This is a genomic window from Plantactinospora sp. DSM 117369 (assembly GCF_053764795.1).
The window spans coordinates 8150244-8163103 of sequence record NZ_CM132446.1; the positions used below are offsets into that span (position 1 = coordinate 8150244).

A 12860-nucleotide genomic window follows, 5' to 3' on the forward strand; every position below is an offset into this window, starting at 1 on the left:
TGACCTGACGGGTGCCGGTGAACCTCGCTGGTGAGCCCCATCGCGTACCGGATGGCCTACCCTGACGGCTCGGCCCAGCTACGGCAAGGGGTTAACGTGGCCTCCACAGTAGAGCCGGGTACCAACAGGCGGCGCGGCCTGCCGCCACACCACGCCGACCCACCACCGATGCCGCAAGTCGAGGATTCCCGTGTACAGAGAACAGCAATCCCGTGACGTTCTTCCCCGCCGCCCGCTGGGCCGCACCGGGCTGCGCGTCACCCCGGTCTGCGTCGGCGGCGGCCCGCTGGGCAGCATGCCGGGCCTCTTCGGGTACGACGTCAGTGCCGAACGCGGCACCGAGACCGCGCTCGCCGCGCTGACCGGCCCGTTCAACTTCCTGGACACCGCCGCCGGCTACAGCGACGGGGAGAGCGAGCGGCGCATCGGTGCCGCGCTGCGCCGGATCGGCGGAGTGCCGGAGGGCTTCGTGCTGGCCACCAAGGTCGACCGGGACTTCACCACCGGCGACTTCTCCGGCGACCAGACGCGCCGCTCCGCCGAGGGCAGCCTGGAACGGCTCGGGCTGGACCAACTGCCGCTGGTCTATCTGCACGACCCCGAGCACATCAGCTTCGCCGCCGGCATGGCACCCGGCGGCCCGGTCGAGGCACTGCTCGAATTGCAGCGCGAGGGTGTGATCGAGCACCTCGGGGTGGCCGGCGGCCCGGTGGAGCTGATGGCGGAATACCTGCGTACCGGGCACTTCGCGGCACTGATCACGCACAACCGCTGGACCCTGGTGGACCGCTCGGCCGGTGACCTGATCGACGAGGCGGTCTCGCTCGGCGTCGGCGTGGTGAACGCCGCCCCCTTCGGCAGCGGCATCCTGGCCAAGGGTCCGGCCCGGTTCACCAAGTACGCCTACCGGCAGGCCGACGCCGCGACGCTGGACCGGATCCGGGCGATGGAGGCGGCGTGCGCGGCGTACGGCGTACCGCTCGCGGCGGCGGCACTCCAGTTCTCGCTGCGCGACCCCCGGATCACCTCCACCATCGTCGGAGTGTCCCGCCCGGAGCGGATCGCCGAGACCGCCCAACTCGCCACCTGGCAGATCCCCGACGAACTGTGGGAGACCCTCGCCCCGCTCACCGCCCCCAAGGAGTCCTGGCTGTACTGACTCACTCGCCGCCCGGCTTCGGAATCCGGCGTCGTACGTCGTCGACCGTCGACGGGCCGGGTTGCCAGGGGGCGACCCAGGGCAGGTCGGCCGGCGGAGTGACCACACCCTCTTCGAGGAACGCGTACCGGCCGGCGAGGATCCGCTTCGCCGCCGCCGTGTCGACCGAGTCGGTGTTCTCCCACAGCGCCCGGAACAGCGCCGCGATCCGCACCTTGGCCTGCCGGCAGAACAGGTCGGCCAGTTCCACGCCCTCGGGCCGGGTCTCCCGTTCGGCGTTCGCCCGTACGCAGACCGCCGACATCGCGAACAGTTCGGCCCCGATGTCCACGATCCGGCCGAGGAAGCCCTGCTTGTGCTCCAGTTTTCCCTGCCAGCGGGACATCGCCAGGAACGTCGACCGGGCCAGTTTGCGGGACGACCGCTCCACGTACCGCAGATGACCGGCGAGAGGGCCGTACTCGGCGTACCCGCCGGGGTTCTGGCCGCGACCGACCGCGAGGGTCGGCAGCCACCTGGCGTAGAACGCGCCCGCCCTGGCTCCGGCCCGGACCTTCCGGCCCAGTTCGGCGTCGGGATCGATGATGTCGCCGGCCACCGAGAGGTGGGCGTCGACCGCCTCCCGGGCGATCAGCAGGTGCATGATCTCGGTCGAACCCTCGAAGATCCGGTTGATCCGCAGGTCGCGGAGGATCTGCTCGACGGCCGCCGGGCGCTCGCCCCGGGCGGTCAGCGACTCGGCCGTCTCGTAGCCGCGCCCGCCCCGGATCTGCACCAGTTCGTCGGCGATCTTCCAGGCCATCTCGCTGGCGTAGAGCTTGACCAGCGCGGCCTCGATCCGGATGTCGTTCGTGTCGTCGTCGGCGAGCAGGCAACAGAGGTCGAGCATGGTCTCCATGCCGTAGGTGGTGGCGGCGATGAAGGCGAGCTTGCTCGCCACCGCCTCGTGCCCGCCGACCGGCCGGCCCCACTGCACCCGCTCGGCGGCCCACTCCCGGGCCACGTTCAGCGACCACTTGCCGGCGCCGACGCACATCGCCGGCAGCGAGAGCCGGCCGGTGTTCAGGGTGGTCAGCGCGATCTTCAGGCCGCGCCCCTCGCCGCCGATGACGTTCTCGGCGGGTACGAGGACGTCGGAGAACCGGGTCAGGCTGTTCTCCAGGCCGCGCAGCCCGAGGAACGCGTTACGCCGCTCGACGGTGATCCCGGGCGAGTCCGCCTCGACAACGAACGCGGTGATCCCGCCGCGCCGCCCCTCCGAGGCCGGCACCCGGGCCATCACCACCAGCAGGCTCGCCACCGTCCCGTTGGTGGCCCACAGCTTGACGCCGTTGAGCCGGTAACCGGTGCCGTCCTCGGTCGGCTCGGCGGTGGTGGCCAGCCTTGCCGGGTCGGAGCCGACATCCGGCTCGGTCAGCAGGAACGCCGACACCTCGCCAGCGGCCAGCCGGGGCAGGAAGCGCTGCTTCTGCTCGTCGGTGCCGAAGAGTTTCAGCGGTTGCGGCACCCCGATCGACTGGTGCGCCGAGAGCAGCGCGCCGATCGCCGGGCTGACTGAGCCGGCCAGCGTCAACGCCCGGCAGTAGTGCAGGTTGCTCAGCCCGAGGCCGCCGTACTTCTGGTCGATCTTCATTCCGAAGGTGCCGAGTCGGGCGAGCCCGGCGAACACCTCGTCGGGGATCCGGGCGTCCCGCTCGATCGCCGCGCCGTCCACCTCGGACCGGACGTAGCTGTCGAGCCGGTCGAGGAACTCCTGCGCCTGGGCGGCACGCTCGGGATCGGGCTGCGGCCACGGGTCGATCAGGTCCAGCCGGAGCCGGCCGAGGAAGAGTTCCTTGCCGAAGCTCGGCTTGCCCCACTCCGTCTCCCGGGCGGCCTCGGCGACCTGCCGGGCCTCCCGCTCGGAGACCTGCCCGGCCTCCTTCGGCAGCGGCCCGACTCCGTCCGACTCGCCCGCCGCCGGCCTGTTCTGCTCTGTGGTGGTCACGGCAACCCCCTCGATCGAGTACGGCGCCAAGGAGGTAACCGCGCTCATCACTCCGTGCAGCGGAGCGGGCAACCCCCTGACGTGCTGCGGCCGAATACACCGTCCACGCTACTCGGTTTTGTTACCCGCCGGTAGCACTGAATATGCGGATGTCGACATCTCCGCCGCCGGCAGCGGACCCGCCGCCCGGCGGCATCGGTGTGCGGTGGCGAGACTGTCGAGCTGCCCCGCCTGTGCACCCACGCCCCCGGGCACCTCGACGTGCCGTCGGCGCGGCCCCATTCCAGAGACGTCCAGAATCTCGCCACAGGTGCCACCAGGAACCTTCACTCTCCGGTCAGGAGCCACTACGGTGCGCCCAGGAATCAGCCGAGGGAGCTACCGGCGCCTGCGGAGTGGCGCCGGGGCGGCGGGGGGATCGTGGACGAACAGGATGGCCAGGCCCGCGACGGCCAACAGGGCGAGCGACCGGTCGAGGCCCCGCTGATCGAGTTCATCCGGGCGCAGCTCCGCCGGATGCGGGTCACCGCCGGCCTGTCCCAGGACCAGTTCGGCAGGCGGATCAACTTCTCCAACTCGCTGGTGAGCGCGGTGGGCCGAGTTGCCGAACGTCGACCTGCTGGTCGTGCCGAACGGCATCGGCATGTACGCCGGGCTGGCCGGGCCGTTCGTGCTGGCCGCGCTGGAGGGCAACAGTTGGCTCGGCTATCTGGACAATCAGCTCCGTGGTCAGATCGTCACGCTGCCCGACGAGATTGATAACCTGCAAGAGGCGTGGGAATGCGTCCGCAGCGAGGCGTTGCCGCGCCCGCACTCCCTCGACCTGCTCAAGGAAGCGGCGAAGACATGGACCTGAGCAACGCCCAGTGGCGCACCTCCACCCGCTCCTCCAACGGCGGAGCCACCTGCGTCGAGGTGGCCGACAACCTCCCCGACGCCGTACACGTCCGCGACAGCAAGGACCGTCAGGGCCCCGTCCTCACCTTCACGACCGACGCCTGGCGCACCTTCGTCCGCACCGTCAGCACCCACTGACCCCCGGCAGCCGCCGCGCGTGCGCCGACCTGGACATCAGATGCGCTACGAGGCTGCCGTAACGCATCTGATGTCCAGGTGACCACAGCGGACCGGACGGACAAGGGCGTCATCCTCCAGCAACGGCCGGGCTGACGGCCTCCACCAGCCACGGGCCGGCGGCATAGCGGCGGCGTGGCGGGCAGCGCCCTCGGTGGGCGCACACGCCATCGGGTGGGCGCCACACGCCCTCGGTGGGCGCATAAACGGGGCAGCTCGACAGTCTGCGCAACGGATACCTGCCGCCAGCGCCACGGATACCTGCCGACAGCCGAGGGATCCTGCCGACAGCCGAGCCGGCATCCCACTCACCCCGGCCCGAGCAGCGGGAGCGGCGTCAGCCGACCGGCTGGGCGGCGCCGTTCCACACCGGCGGGGCGTAGCCAGCGGGCTTGTCGCCGATGCCCAGCCCGGGGTTGACGATCCAGGACTGGTATTCCGGGGTGAACATCGAGTAGGGCCCCGGCAGCGGGACCGCGCTGGCCTCGTCGAGCCGGCGCCGCGCCTCCGCCGGGATCTCGAAGTCGAGTGCGGCCAGGTTGCTCGCCAACTGTTCCGGGCTGCTCGCGCCGATGATCGCCGACCCGACACCGGGTTGGGTGGCCACCCAGTTGATCGCCACCTGGGCCATGCTCCGGCCCAGCTCGGCCGCCACGCCCGCCAGCACCTCGATGACCTGCCACTCCCGCTCGTCGATCGGCCGCTGGTGCCCGCCGGGCGCGCCGAGCCGGCCCTCGCCGGTCACGCCGTCACCCATCCGCCGGTACTTGCCGGTGAGCAGCCCGCCGCCGATCGGGCTCCACGCGGTGAGCCCCAGCCCGAGCGACTGGGCCATCGGTACGAACTCCGGCTCGATCCCCCGGGCGATCAGCGAGTACGGCAACTGGAGGCTGATCATCGGGTTCAGCGAGTGCGCCTCGGCGAGGCTCTGTGCGCGGGCGGCGTACCAGGCGGGGACGTCGGAAAGGCCGGCGTAGCGGATCTTGCCGGCACGCACCAGGTCGTCGAAGGTACGCACCACCTCCTCGACCGGGGTGATCCGGTCCCAGGTGTGCAGCAGATAGAGATCGAGATAGTCGGTGTTGAGCCGGCGCAGCGTCGCCTCCAGGGCCCGGACGATGTGCTTGCGGCCGTTGCCGCTGGCGTTCGGGTCCGCCGGATCGATGCTGTTGGTGAACTTGCTGGTCAACACGAGCTTGTCCCGCACTCCGGCGGCGGCGATCAACCTGCCGAGGATGCGCTCGCTCTCCCCCGCCGTGTAGAAGTCCGCCGTGTCGACGAAGTTGCCGCCGGCTTCCAGATATCCCCGGAGAATCGGCTCGGCCTCCGCCTCGGTTTTGCCGTAGGCGGCATGGAAACCGGAGGTGCCGAAGTTCATCGTGCCCAGCGCCAGCCGGCTCACCCGCAGCCCGGACCGGCCGAGCAGGTAGTAGTCGTTCATGTGCACAACCCTGCTTCGAAAAAATTGGACCGGCAAGTCCAAAGAATGCGGGTCGGTCCCGGATAGAGTGGACCAGATAGTCCAGAGAATCGGATGGGCATGAATCGGACGTTAACCCAGAAAGGCACCGCCACCCGGCAACGCATCATCGAGGGCGCGGCGGCCGAGATCCGGGAGCGTGGCGTCGCCGCGACCACCCTCGACGACGTACGGGCCCGGACCGGCACCAGCAAGAGCCAGCTCTTCCACTACTTCCCGGACGGCAAGGACGAGTTGCTGTTGGCCGTCGCCCGCTACGAGGCCGACCGGGTACTCACCGACCAGCAGCCGCAGCTCGGTGACCTCACCTCCTGGCCGGCGTGGTGGGCGTGGCGGGACCGGGTGGTGGCCCGCTATCTCGGCCAGGGAATGGACTGCCCGCTCAACGGCCTCGTCGCGCACCTCGGCCGGAGCACCCCCGGCGCCCGGGCCGTGGTCACCGAACTCCTCCGCGCCTGGCAGTCGGAGATCAGCGCGGGAATCCGGCACATGCAGGAGATCGACGAGGTCGATCCCGGCCTCGATGCCGAACAGACGTCCGCTGCCCTACTCGCCGGCATCCAGGGCGGTGTCGTGGTGATGCTCGCGACCGGCCGGATCACGCACCTGGAGGCCGCGCTCGACGTGGGCATCGGCAACCTTCGGTCGAACCGGCGAGCCGACCCGGCCTGACGGCGGCGACCCGCCGGTCCGATCGTCCACATTGCCATCGCGTGATGCAGTAAATGGATACCGGCCTCAGTGTGCCGACCCACCGGCCGGCGGGATCCCGCGCAGCTCGGTCAGCGCGTACTTCGCGGCCTTCTCCACCGCCGCGATCCCCTGCTGCCGGGTCGAGTGGTGGTCGGAGAGTACGGCGATCAGCCAGTCCCGGCCCGGCTCGACGATCCGGCCGATGCTGTTCGCCAGCCACCGCCCGTTGTCGGCGTCGACGGTGGTCCAGCCGTTCTTGACGTAGCTGGCGGTGCTGGCCCGACCGGCGGCGGCGGTGATCCCCCAGTCCTGCTCCTTGTCCACCTGAGCCATCAGCCCGAGCAGGACGTCCCGGCTGCCGTCGCTGAGCGGACCGGCCGGGTCGGTGACCGCGATCAGCAGCCGGAGCTGATCGGCCGCCGTGGTCGTGGTCATCCCCCAACTGGAGTTGGGCGTCGTCTGGCGCAGTCCGAGAGTCCGGTTCGCGGCGGTCAGTCCGGTCCGGTAGCCGATCGTGGCGTAGAGGCTGCTCGCCGCGGCATTGTCGCTGACCACGATCATCGACCGGGCCAGTTGGCGCTCGTTCGCGCTGAGCTTGCGCCCCTGGTCCTGGCGGCGCAGCAGCAGCGCGGCCAGGATGTCGACCTTGACGATGCTGGCGGTCTGGTACCGCCGGGTGCCGGCGGTGACCGCCAGACCGGTGATCCGGTCCCGCACCGCCAGGGTGACCCGGCCGCCGACTCCGCGCAGGTGGCGCTCGATCCGGGTACGCGCCAGCGCTGGGTAGTCCGGGGTCGGGCTGGGCGTCGGTCGGGCCGGGCTGGCCGCCGCCCCGGGCCGCGCGCCGGCATCCGCCGAACCCGCCCACCGGTACGCCAGCCCGGTGCCGGCCGCACCCGTACCGAGCAGTGCGGCGGCGGTGGCGGCGAGCAGCTCCCGGCGCCTCGGCCCGCGCCGGCTAGCCAAGGAGGTCCGCCAACTTCTTCACCACCGTGTACGCGGTGGCCCGGTCCACCGGACCCGGAACGTTCAGTGTCGAGAGCCGGTCGTCGTGGCGTACCGCCACCAGCAGCGTGGACCGGGCGGGTGCTCCGGGAGAGTCGATCCGCCCCTGCACCACCAGCCCGTCCGCGGGTGGGAGCGAAATGTCGAGCAGCCTGAACGAGATGCTGGCGCCGTAGGCGTCGTACCGGGAGCAGGTCGTGACGACCCGGCGTACGTCGTCGAGGGCCCGCACCGCCCAGCCCGGCTCGTACGCCTCGACGACCTGCGTCGCGACCAGCTCGGACGGCTCGTGCCGGTAGCGGCGCTGCACGGCGCCGGTCCGGTGCCGCTGGGCGGGGTAGTCCCCCTCCCGGTACGCCGGGCAGTCGGCCTGGAGCCACGGCCACGGCGGCTGCTCCGGCGGGTGCGGACTCTGCCGCCATCCCGTGCCCAACCCGCTGGGTTGGAGCAGAGCCAGGTCGAGTGTTGCCGGCCGGTGGGCCGGACCGCTCGCGGTCAGCCGGGCGCCCTGGCCGGCCGGGGGCCGGCGTGCCGGATCGGCACCGCAGCCGGCGGTGAGGCTGGCGACCGCCAGCACGACCAACAGGACGGCCGTCGCGGCCAGCCACTCCCACCCGCCCGGACCGCTCCGGACCCGTCGCGCGATCGGTCTGTCGACCGCCGGTAGCGGCCTTGCTCGGGCTTCCACGCCCCTTAATGACGGTCACCGCACCCGGGACGTTGCATGGACCGCCGGTCGGCCCGGTGCCGGGCTGCCCCGCACCGAGCCGGCCGACGGTCCGTCCGGCTATCCGGTGGCGGCCCGCAGTTCCCGCTCCGGATCGACCTCCGGCTCGGCCGGCGCCACCGGCGTACGCGCCGGGCTGGTCACCGGCTTGGGCTTGCCGACCAGGTACCCCTGGGCGAAGTCCACCCCGTAGTCGCGGAGCAGATTCATGGTGGCCTCGTCCTCCACGTGCTCGGCAGCGGTCCGGATCCCCAATCCGCGGCACATCTCGACGATCGACCGCACGATGCCCCGGTTCGCCACCGAGTGCTCGATGCCGGCGATGAACTCGCCACCCACCTTCACCAGGTCCACCGGGAAGTAGGTGAGGAAGGCGAACGGAACGTGCCCGGACCCGAAGTCGTCGAGGGCGAGCTGGCAGCCGAGCTGGCGGATCCCGTACGCGAAGTTGTGCGCCTCGGTCAGGTTGCCGATCCGCGCCGTCTCGGTGATCTCGAAGGTGATCTGGCCGGGATCGACGTCGTACTGCTGGAGCCGCTGCTGTACCCGCTCCAGCAGGTGCGGGTCGCCGAGCGAACGCCCGGAGAGGTTCACCTGGTAGTGCGAGGTACGCGGGCCGCGGGCGATCAGCTCGATGGTGCGGTCGATCACCCACCGGTCGATCGGCAGGATCTCGTCCAGCCGCTCCGCGTCGCCGAGCAGGGTCGAGGCGGAGTGCGCCTGCCCGCCGTCGTTGACCACCCGGAGCAGGATCTCCTGCCGGGTGATCTGGTTGAGCCGCAGGTCGAGGATCGGCTGGGTGTAGAGGGTGAACCGGTTCTCCGCCACCGTCGCCCGTACCCGACTCCGGCACAGCTCCCGGCGCTCGTCCTCGGCCGCCGGCTGGTCCAGGGCGACCCGGGCGACGCCGGCGGCCCGGGCCCGGCGCCAGGCCGTCTCCGCGTCCACGATCAGGTCGACGCCGCGGCTGCCGTCCCGGCCCTGGTAGCGGACCAGGCCGCCCCAGGCGTCGACCAGTCGGGTCCGGCCCAGCACGAAGGACTGGGACCGGATGCCGTCGATGATGGCCTCGGCGAGCGCGGTGGCCGAACTCAGCGTGGTCCGCTGCATCAGTACCCCGAACTCGTTCGGCCCGGTCAGCCCGCAGACGTCGGAGCGGCGGGCTACCCGGCGGACGACCTGGGCGACCGCCACCGCCAGCCGCTCCTGCTCGTCGGCACCGCCGGGCTCGCCGTCGACATCGGCGTCCGGGTCGAGCGCCGGGCCGACCGGCTCGACGGCCACCACCAGCAACACGCCCGGCCCGCCCCGCTGGGCGGTGTCGATCTCGTCGGCGAACCTGGCCCGGTGGAAGAGCCCGGTGACCGGGTCCCGGCCGGCCAGCTCCGCCTGCACCGTCTCGCGACGGCGGGCCAGCCGGGCCTGCTCCTGGCGGGCGAGTTCGAGTTCGGTGATGTCCCGGGCGGTGGCGATGATGCCGTGCGGCCGGTTCTCCCCGTCGACGATGTATTCCAGGTAGCAGTGCACGTACCGGGTGACCCGGTCCGGGCGGATCACCCGGCAGGTCGTCTCCCGGACGGTACGGTCCCGCCACACCGACTCGACCACCCGGCGCACCCCGTCGACGTCGTCGGGGTGGACCAGCCGGGCCAGCGCCGCGACCGAGTGCCGCAGCGTGCCGGGCGGATAGCCGAGGATCAGGGACATCTCGTCCGACCAGGTCAGCTCTCCGCTGGCCCGGATCCAGGTCACGGTGCCGAGCTTGGCCAACTGCGCCGCCCGGGTGATCCGGGCCGCCTCGTCGGTGTCGGCGGTCAGCGGATCCCGTACCTCGATGTCGCCGGTCAGGTCGCGGCCCTCGGAGAGCGCCCGCTGATATTCCTGCTGCACCCGGCGGGTGGCCCGGCGTGCTCGGGCCCGTTCCAACTCGCTGCACGTCCGGTCCGAGGCCAACGACAGGATCTCGTCCAGGTTCATCCCCGATCCCTCCCGGACGGCGTCTCGAAGCCCGCCTGCTGGGCGAGTTCCTTCAACCGGTGCCGAGCCTCCTGCCGGTACGTCCGCACCGTGTTGTATGCGATCCCGAGGATGGCCGCGATCTCGTGGTCGGACCAGCCGTCCAGCGCCAGTACGAATACCTCGGCCTGGCGGGGCGGCAGCCTCGGCAACCAGCCGCGCAGCAGCTCCCGGGCCTCCGCCGGGTCGGCCGGTTCGGCGAGCCGCTCCGGCGGTACCTCCTCCAGACTGACCGTCACGTCCTGCCGGCGGCGCCGTTGCAGCACCAGCAGCTTGTACCGGGCGGTCTTGTACATCCAGGCCAGCGGCTTCTGGTAGTCCCGGATCTGCTCCCACTTGTCCCGGGCGGTGATGAACGCCTCCTGTACGGCGTCCTCGACCAGCCCCCGGTCCGCGGACTGGGCGAGCAGGAAGCGCTCGACCAGCACGAAGTTCCGCTGGCAGAACGCCTCGAAGCTCACCTCGGAGTCGGCCTGGCCCCGGTCCCCCAACCGGGCGGCCGACTCGGCCCGCACCACCGCGTTGTCCCCGCTCCTCATGCCGTCACTCCGCTGCGCTCCGTGCCGTCATGAGGCTCAATCACACTGAGCTGACTGATTCGCTCGCTGCGCTCGCTCATGACGGCACTCCGCTGCGCTCCGTGCCGTCATGAGGCTCAATCACACTGAGCTGACTGATTCGCTCGCTACGCTCGCTCATGCCGCCTCGCCCCCGTCTGTTCGACGAAGACCCCGCAGCTCCACGACCCGGTGCCCGTCGCGGTCCCGCTCGTCGATCCGTACGTCGGCGGAGCGGTCGCCGGCCAGCCGGATCAGGCCCATGGTGCGGGCCCGGGTCCGCGCCGACCACTCCCGCTCCGCCTGCACCCGGCTGCGGTGCCGCAGAAAGCCCCGAACCAGCAGCCCCAACCCCCCGATCAGGCCCACCAGCACTGCCACCGAACTCCCGGTCGACAGTCCCCCCAGAACCTCGCTCATCCTCGCCTCTCGCGGTCCGTAGTTGTCGTTCCGGATATAACTCTCCGTCAAGGGCCTCGGTGTAGGGGGCGACCCGCCCGGGCGAAGATGCCAATGATCAAAAATGTGGCGACTAGCTGGTGCGTTTCCTCCGATCAGCCACAGTAGACGGACTGATCAAATGAGCATATATACTGTCCAGTATGGATTACACAGAGCGACATCCCCCAGCCTGGCGGGGTGTGCTCAGTCGACCGCGTCGGGGCGGGCGGCGGCCGGCGTCTCGTCGTCGTCCTCGTCGGCCTCGCCCCAGTTGCGGCGCAGGAACGGCAGCACGGCCCAGAAGGTCAGGAACCAGGCCCCGGTCAGCGCGCTGAGTACGAACGCCACCGCTCGGGGCAGCAGGAAGTCGGTGATCAGCAGCACCGAGCTGACCATCGAGACCAGCATGAAGGCCAGCCCGCCGGTCGCCATGCCGTGCGCGAACCGGACCAGTTCCGGCTTGCGCCCCTGCCGGAAGAGCGCCCGGTGGAAGGCAACCGGCGAGATGATCAATGCGGTGGCGGCCGCCGCCGACAGCAGCGCGACGACGTAGGTGTCCTTCTGGAACGTGGTGGCTCGCGGGAAGCCGTTGCTGAAAGGCAGGGTGAGCAGGAAGGCGAACAGGATCTGCACCCCGGTCTGCGCCACCCGCAGCTCCTGCAACAGGTCGGCGAAGTTGCGCTGCCAACGCTGCTTCTCCGTCTCGACGGCCACGTGGGCCACCTCCCGTTCCGGTCGAAGTTCGCAGCAGTGTGCCCGAACCGGCCGTACGTGAAACGCGAGGAAGCCTCGACAGCGGACGCGGCGGCAGTACCGGTGGCAAACCGGGCGGCGCCGGAGGTCTGCGGTACCCGGGGGTCAGCCGCCCCGGCGGATCCGGCCGGCGTACCGGGCCTCCAGGGTGTTGTTGTGCTCGTCGCTGTCCGGAATGTTGGCCGAGAGGTAGACCGGGGCGGTCTCGCCCGCCTCGACCAGCCGGCGGACCACCTCCACCACGACCTGCTGGGCGAGCAGCGCAGCGGTGATCGACGACACCGCGCCGACCGCGCCGCCGCCGGGCAGCGGCAGCGTCGCGTCGCCGTACGGGGCGCCGTTGTCGAGCACCACGTCGGCGAGATCGCTCAGCTTGCGTCCGGACGGGTGCCGGGACGCCACCCGGGCCGAGTGCTGCTGCGAGGTGATCGCGATCAGCCCGTGGCCGTGCTCCTTGACCAGCGACGCGAACTCGACGATGGTGCCGTTCACCCCGGAGTTCGAGGCGATCACGAAGACGTCCCGGGGGTCGATCGGGGTCAGCTCGTAGAGTCGGCGGGCCACGGTCGGGTCCCGTTCCAGGGTGGGGCCGAGGATGTCGACCGGCTCGCCACCGCGCAACACCAGGTCGCGCAGCGCGATCCGGTTCGTCGGGACCAGTCCGCCGGCCCGGCCGGCGATCTCCATGGCCAGCGCCTCGGAGTGGCCGGTGCCGAACGCCTGCACCACTCCGCCGGCCCGGAGCGCGTCGGTGACCAGGTCGGCCGCCCGGCGTACGCCGTCCCGGGCGGCGGCCGCCACCCGCCCGATCGTCTCGGTGACCACGTCGAGATAGCCCTCGGGGCTGAGTGTCACGCCGCACGCGTCCCTTCGAGATGTTGATCTGGGCCATCCACCCTATCCCGTGACATCGTGGGCACCACCACATCCACCGGCTCCACCGCTGTCGGCGCAGCGGCATCCGGTGT

General features: G+C 71.2%; 13 protein-coding genes. 4 read left to right on the forward strand and 9 right to left on the reverse strand.

Annotated elements, in window-relative coordinates; translation table 11 throughout:
• Positions 1–190 precede the first annotated feature (190 nt).
• On the forward strand, positions 191–1159 hold the full coding sequence (locus ACSMXO_RS34745; protein ID WP_455415292.1) for an aldo/keto reductase: 969 nt from the start codon (positions 191–193) through the stop codon (positions 1157–1159).
• 1 nt (position 1160) lies between these two features.
• Here the strand turns inward: ACSMXO_RS34745 and ACSMXO_RS34750 are convergent, their stop codons facing one another.
• On the reverse strand, positions 1161–3146 hold the full coding sequence (locus tag ACSMXO_RS34750) for an acyl-CoA dehydrogenase family protein (RefSeq protein WP_455415293.1): 1986 nt from the start codon (positions 3144–3146) through the stop codon (positions 1161–1163).
• Positions 3147–3747: 601 nt separating this feature from the next.
• Between ACSMXO_RS34750 and ACSMXO_RS34755 the strand changes: the two genes are divergently transcribed.
• Entirely contained in the window at positions 3748–4002 is a 255-nt protein-coding gene (locus tag ACSMXO_RS34755) for a Scr1 family TA system antitoxin-like transcriptional regulator (protein WP_455415294.1), read from the forward strand.
• A complete protein-coding gene (locus ACSMXO_RS34760; protein WP_455415295.1) occupies positions 3993–4181 on the forward strand; it encodes a DUF397 domain-containing protein in 189 nt (62 codons plus the stop codon). Before ACSMXO_RS34755 ends, ACSMXO_RS34760 begins: the two co-directional genes overlap by 10 nt.
• 376 nt (positions 4182–4557) lie before the next feature.
• Here the strand turns inward: ACSMXO_RS34760 and ACSMXO_RS34765 are convergent, their stop codons facing one another.
• On the reverse strand, positions 4558–5661 hold the full coding sequence (locus tag ACSMXO_RS34765; protein WP_455415296.1) for an aldo/keto reductase: 1104 nt from the start codon (positions 5659–5661) through the stop codon (positions 4558–4560).
• A 99-nt stretch (positions 5662–5760) separates the two neighbouring features.
• Between ACSMXO_RS34765 and ACSMXO_RS34770 the strand changes: the two genes are divergently transcribed.
• On the forward strand, positions 5761–6372 hold the full coding sequence (locus ACSMXO_RS34770; protein ID WP_455415297.1) for a TetR/AcrR family transcriptional regulator: 612 nt from the start codon (positions 5761–5763) through the stop codon (positions 6370–6372).
• 66 nt (positions 6373–6438) lie between these two features.
• Here ACSMXO_RS34770 and ACSMXO_RS34775 read toward each other — a convergent pair whose 3' ends face one another.
• The 7 genes from ACSMXO_RS34775 to ACSMXO_RS34805 form a co-directional block, all read right to left on the reverse strand.
• Positions 6439–7359 (reverse strand): serine hydrolase, encoded by a 921-nt coding sequence (locus ACSMXO_RS34775; protein WP_455415298.1) that lies wholly within the window; start codon positions 7357–7359, stop codon positions 6439–6441.
• Positions 7352–7975, reverse strand: coding sequence for a hypothetical protein (locus ACSMXO_RS34780; protein WP_346260622.1), 624 nt, complete (start codon positions 7973–7975; stop codon positions 7352–7354). Before ACSMXO_RS34780 ends, ACSMXO_RS34775 begins: the two co-directional genes overlap by 8 nt.
• A 210-nt stretch (positions 7976–8185) precedes the next feature.
• Positions 8186–10102, reverse strand: coding sequence for an EAL domain-containing protein (locus ACSMXO_RS34785; protein WP_455415299.1), 1917 nt, complete (start codon positions 10100–10102; stop codon positions 8186–8188).
• Positions 10099–10680 carry an RNA polymerase sigma factor gene (locus ACSMXO_RS34790; protein WP_346260620.1) on the reverse strand — a complete coding sequence of 194 codons (582 nt, stop codon included), beginning with the start codon at positions 10678–10680 and terminating at the stop codon, positions 10099–10101. The genes ACSMXO_RS34785 and ACSMXO_RS34790 overlap by 4 nt, the downstream gene beginning before the upstream one ends.
• A gap of 156 nt (positions 10681–10836) precedes the next feature.
• The gene (locus ACSMXO_RS34795; RefSeq protein ID WP_455415300.1) at positions 10837–11118 is read right to left on the reverse strand and encodes a hypothetical protein; all 282 of its coding nucleotides are present in this window, start codon (positions 11116–11118) and stop codon (positions 10837–10839) included.
• 225 nt (positions 11119–11343) lie between these two features.
• Positions 11344–11853: a DUF6328 family protein gene (locus ACSMXO_RS34800; RefSeq protein ID WP_346260618.1), complete on the reverse strand. Its 510-nt coding sequence runs from the start codon at positions 11851–11853 to the stop codon at positions 11344–11346.
• Positions 11854–11997: 144 nt separating this feature from the next.
• Complete coding sequence (locus ACSMXO_RS34805; RefSeq protein WP_455415301.1) at positions 11998–12747, reverse strand: sugar isomerase domain-containing protein; 750 nt, start codon at positions 12745–12747, stop codon at positions 11998–12000.
• Positions 12748–12860: the final 113 nt, after the last annotated feature.

Excerpts from the sequence above, each read along its gene's own strand:
- ACSMXO_RS34760 (WP_455415295.1), top strand. The coding sequence starts at position 3,993 with ATGGACCTGAGCAACGCCCAGTGGCGCACCTCCACCCGCTCCTCCAAC.
- ACSMXO_RS34765 (WP_455415296.1), bottom strand. The coding sequence starts at position 5,661 with ATGAACGACTACTACCTGCTCGGCCGGTCCGGGCTGCGGGTGAGCCGG.
- ACSMXO_RS34770 (WP_455415297.1), top strand. The coding sequence starts at position 5,761 with ATGAATCGGACGTTAACCCAGAAAGGCACCGCCACCCGGCAACGCATC.
- ACSMXO_RS34785 (WP_455415299.1), bottom strand. The coding sequence starts at position 10,102 with ATGAACCTGGACGAGATCCTGTCGTTGGCCTCGGACCGGACGTGCAGC.
- ACSMXO_RS34790 (WP_346260620.1), bottom strand. The coding sequence starts at position 10,680 with ATGAGGAGCGGGGACAACGCGGTGGTGCGGGCCGAGTCGGCCGCCCGG.
- ACSMXO_RS34795 (WP_455415300.1), bottom strand. The coding sequence starts at position 11,118 with ATGAGCGAGGTTCTGGGGGGACTGTCGACCGGGAGTTCGGTGGCAGTG.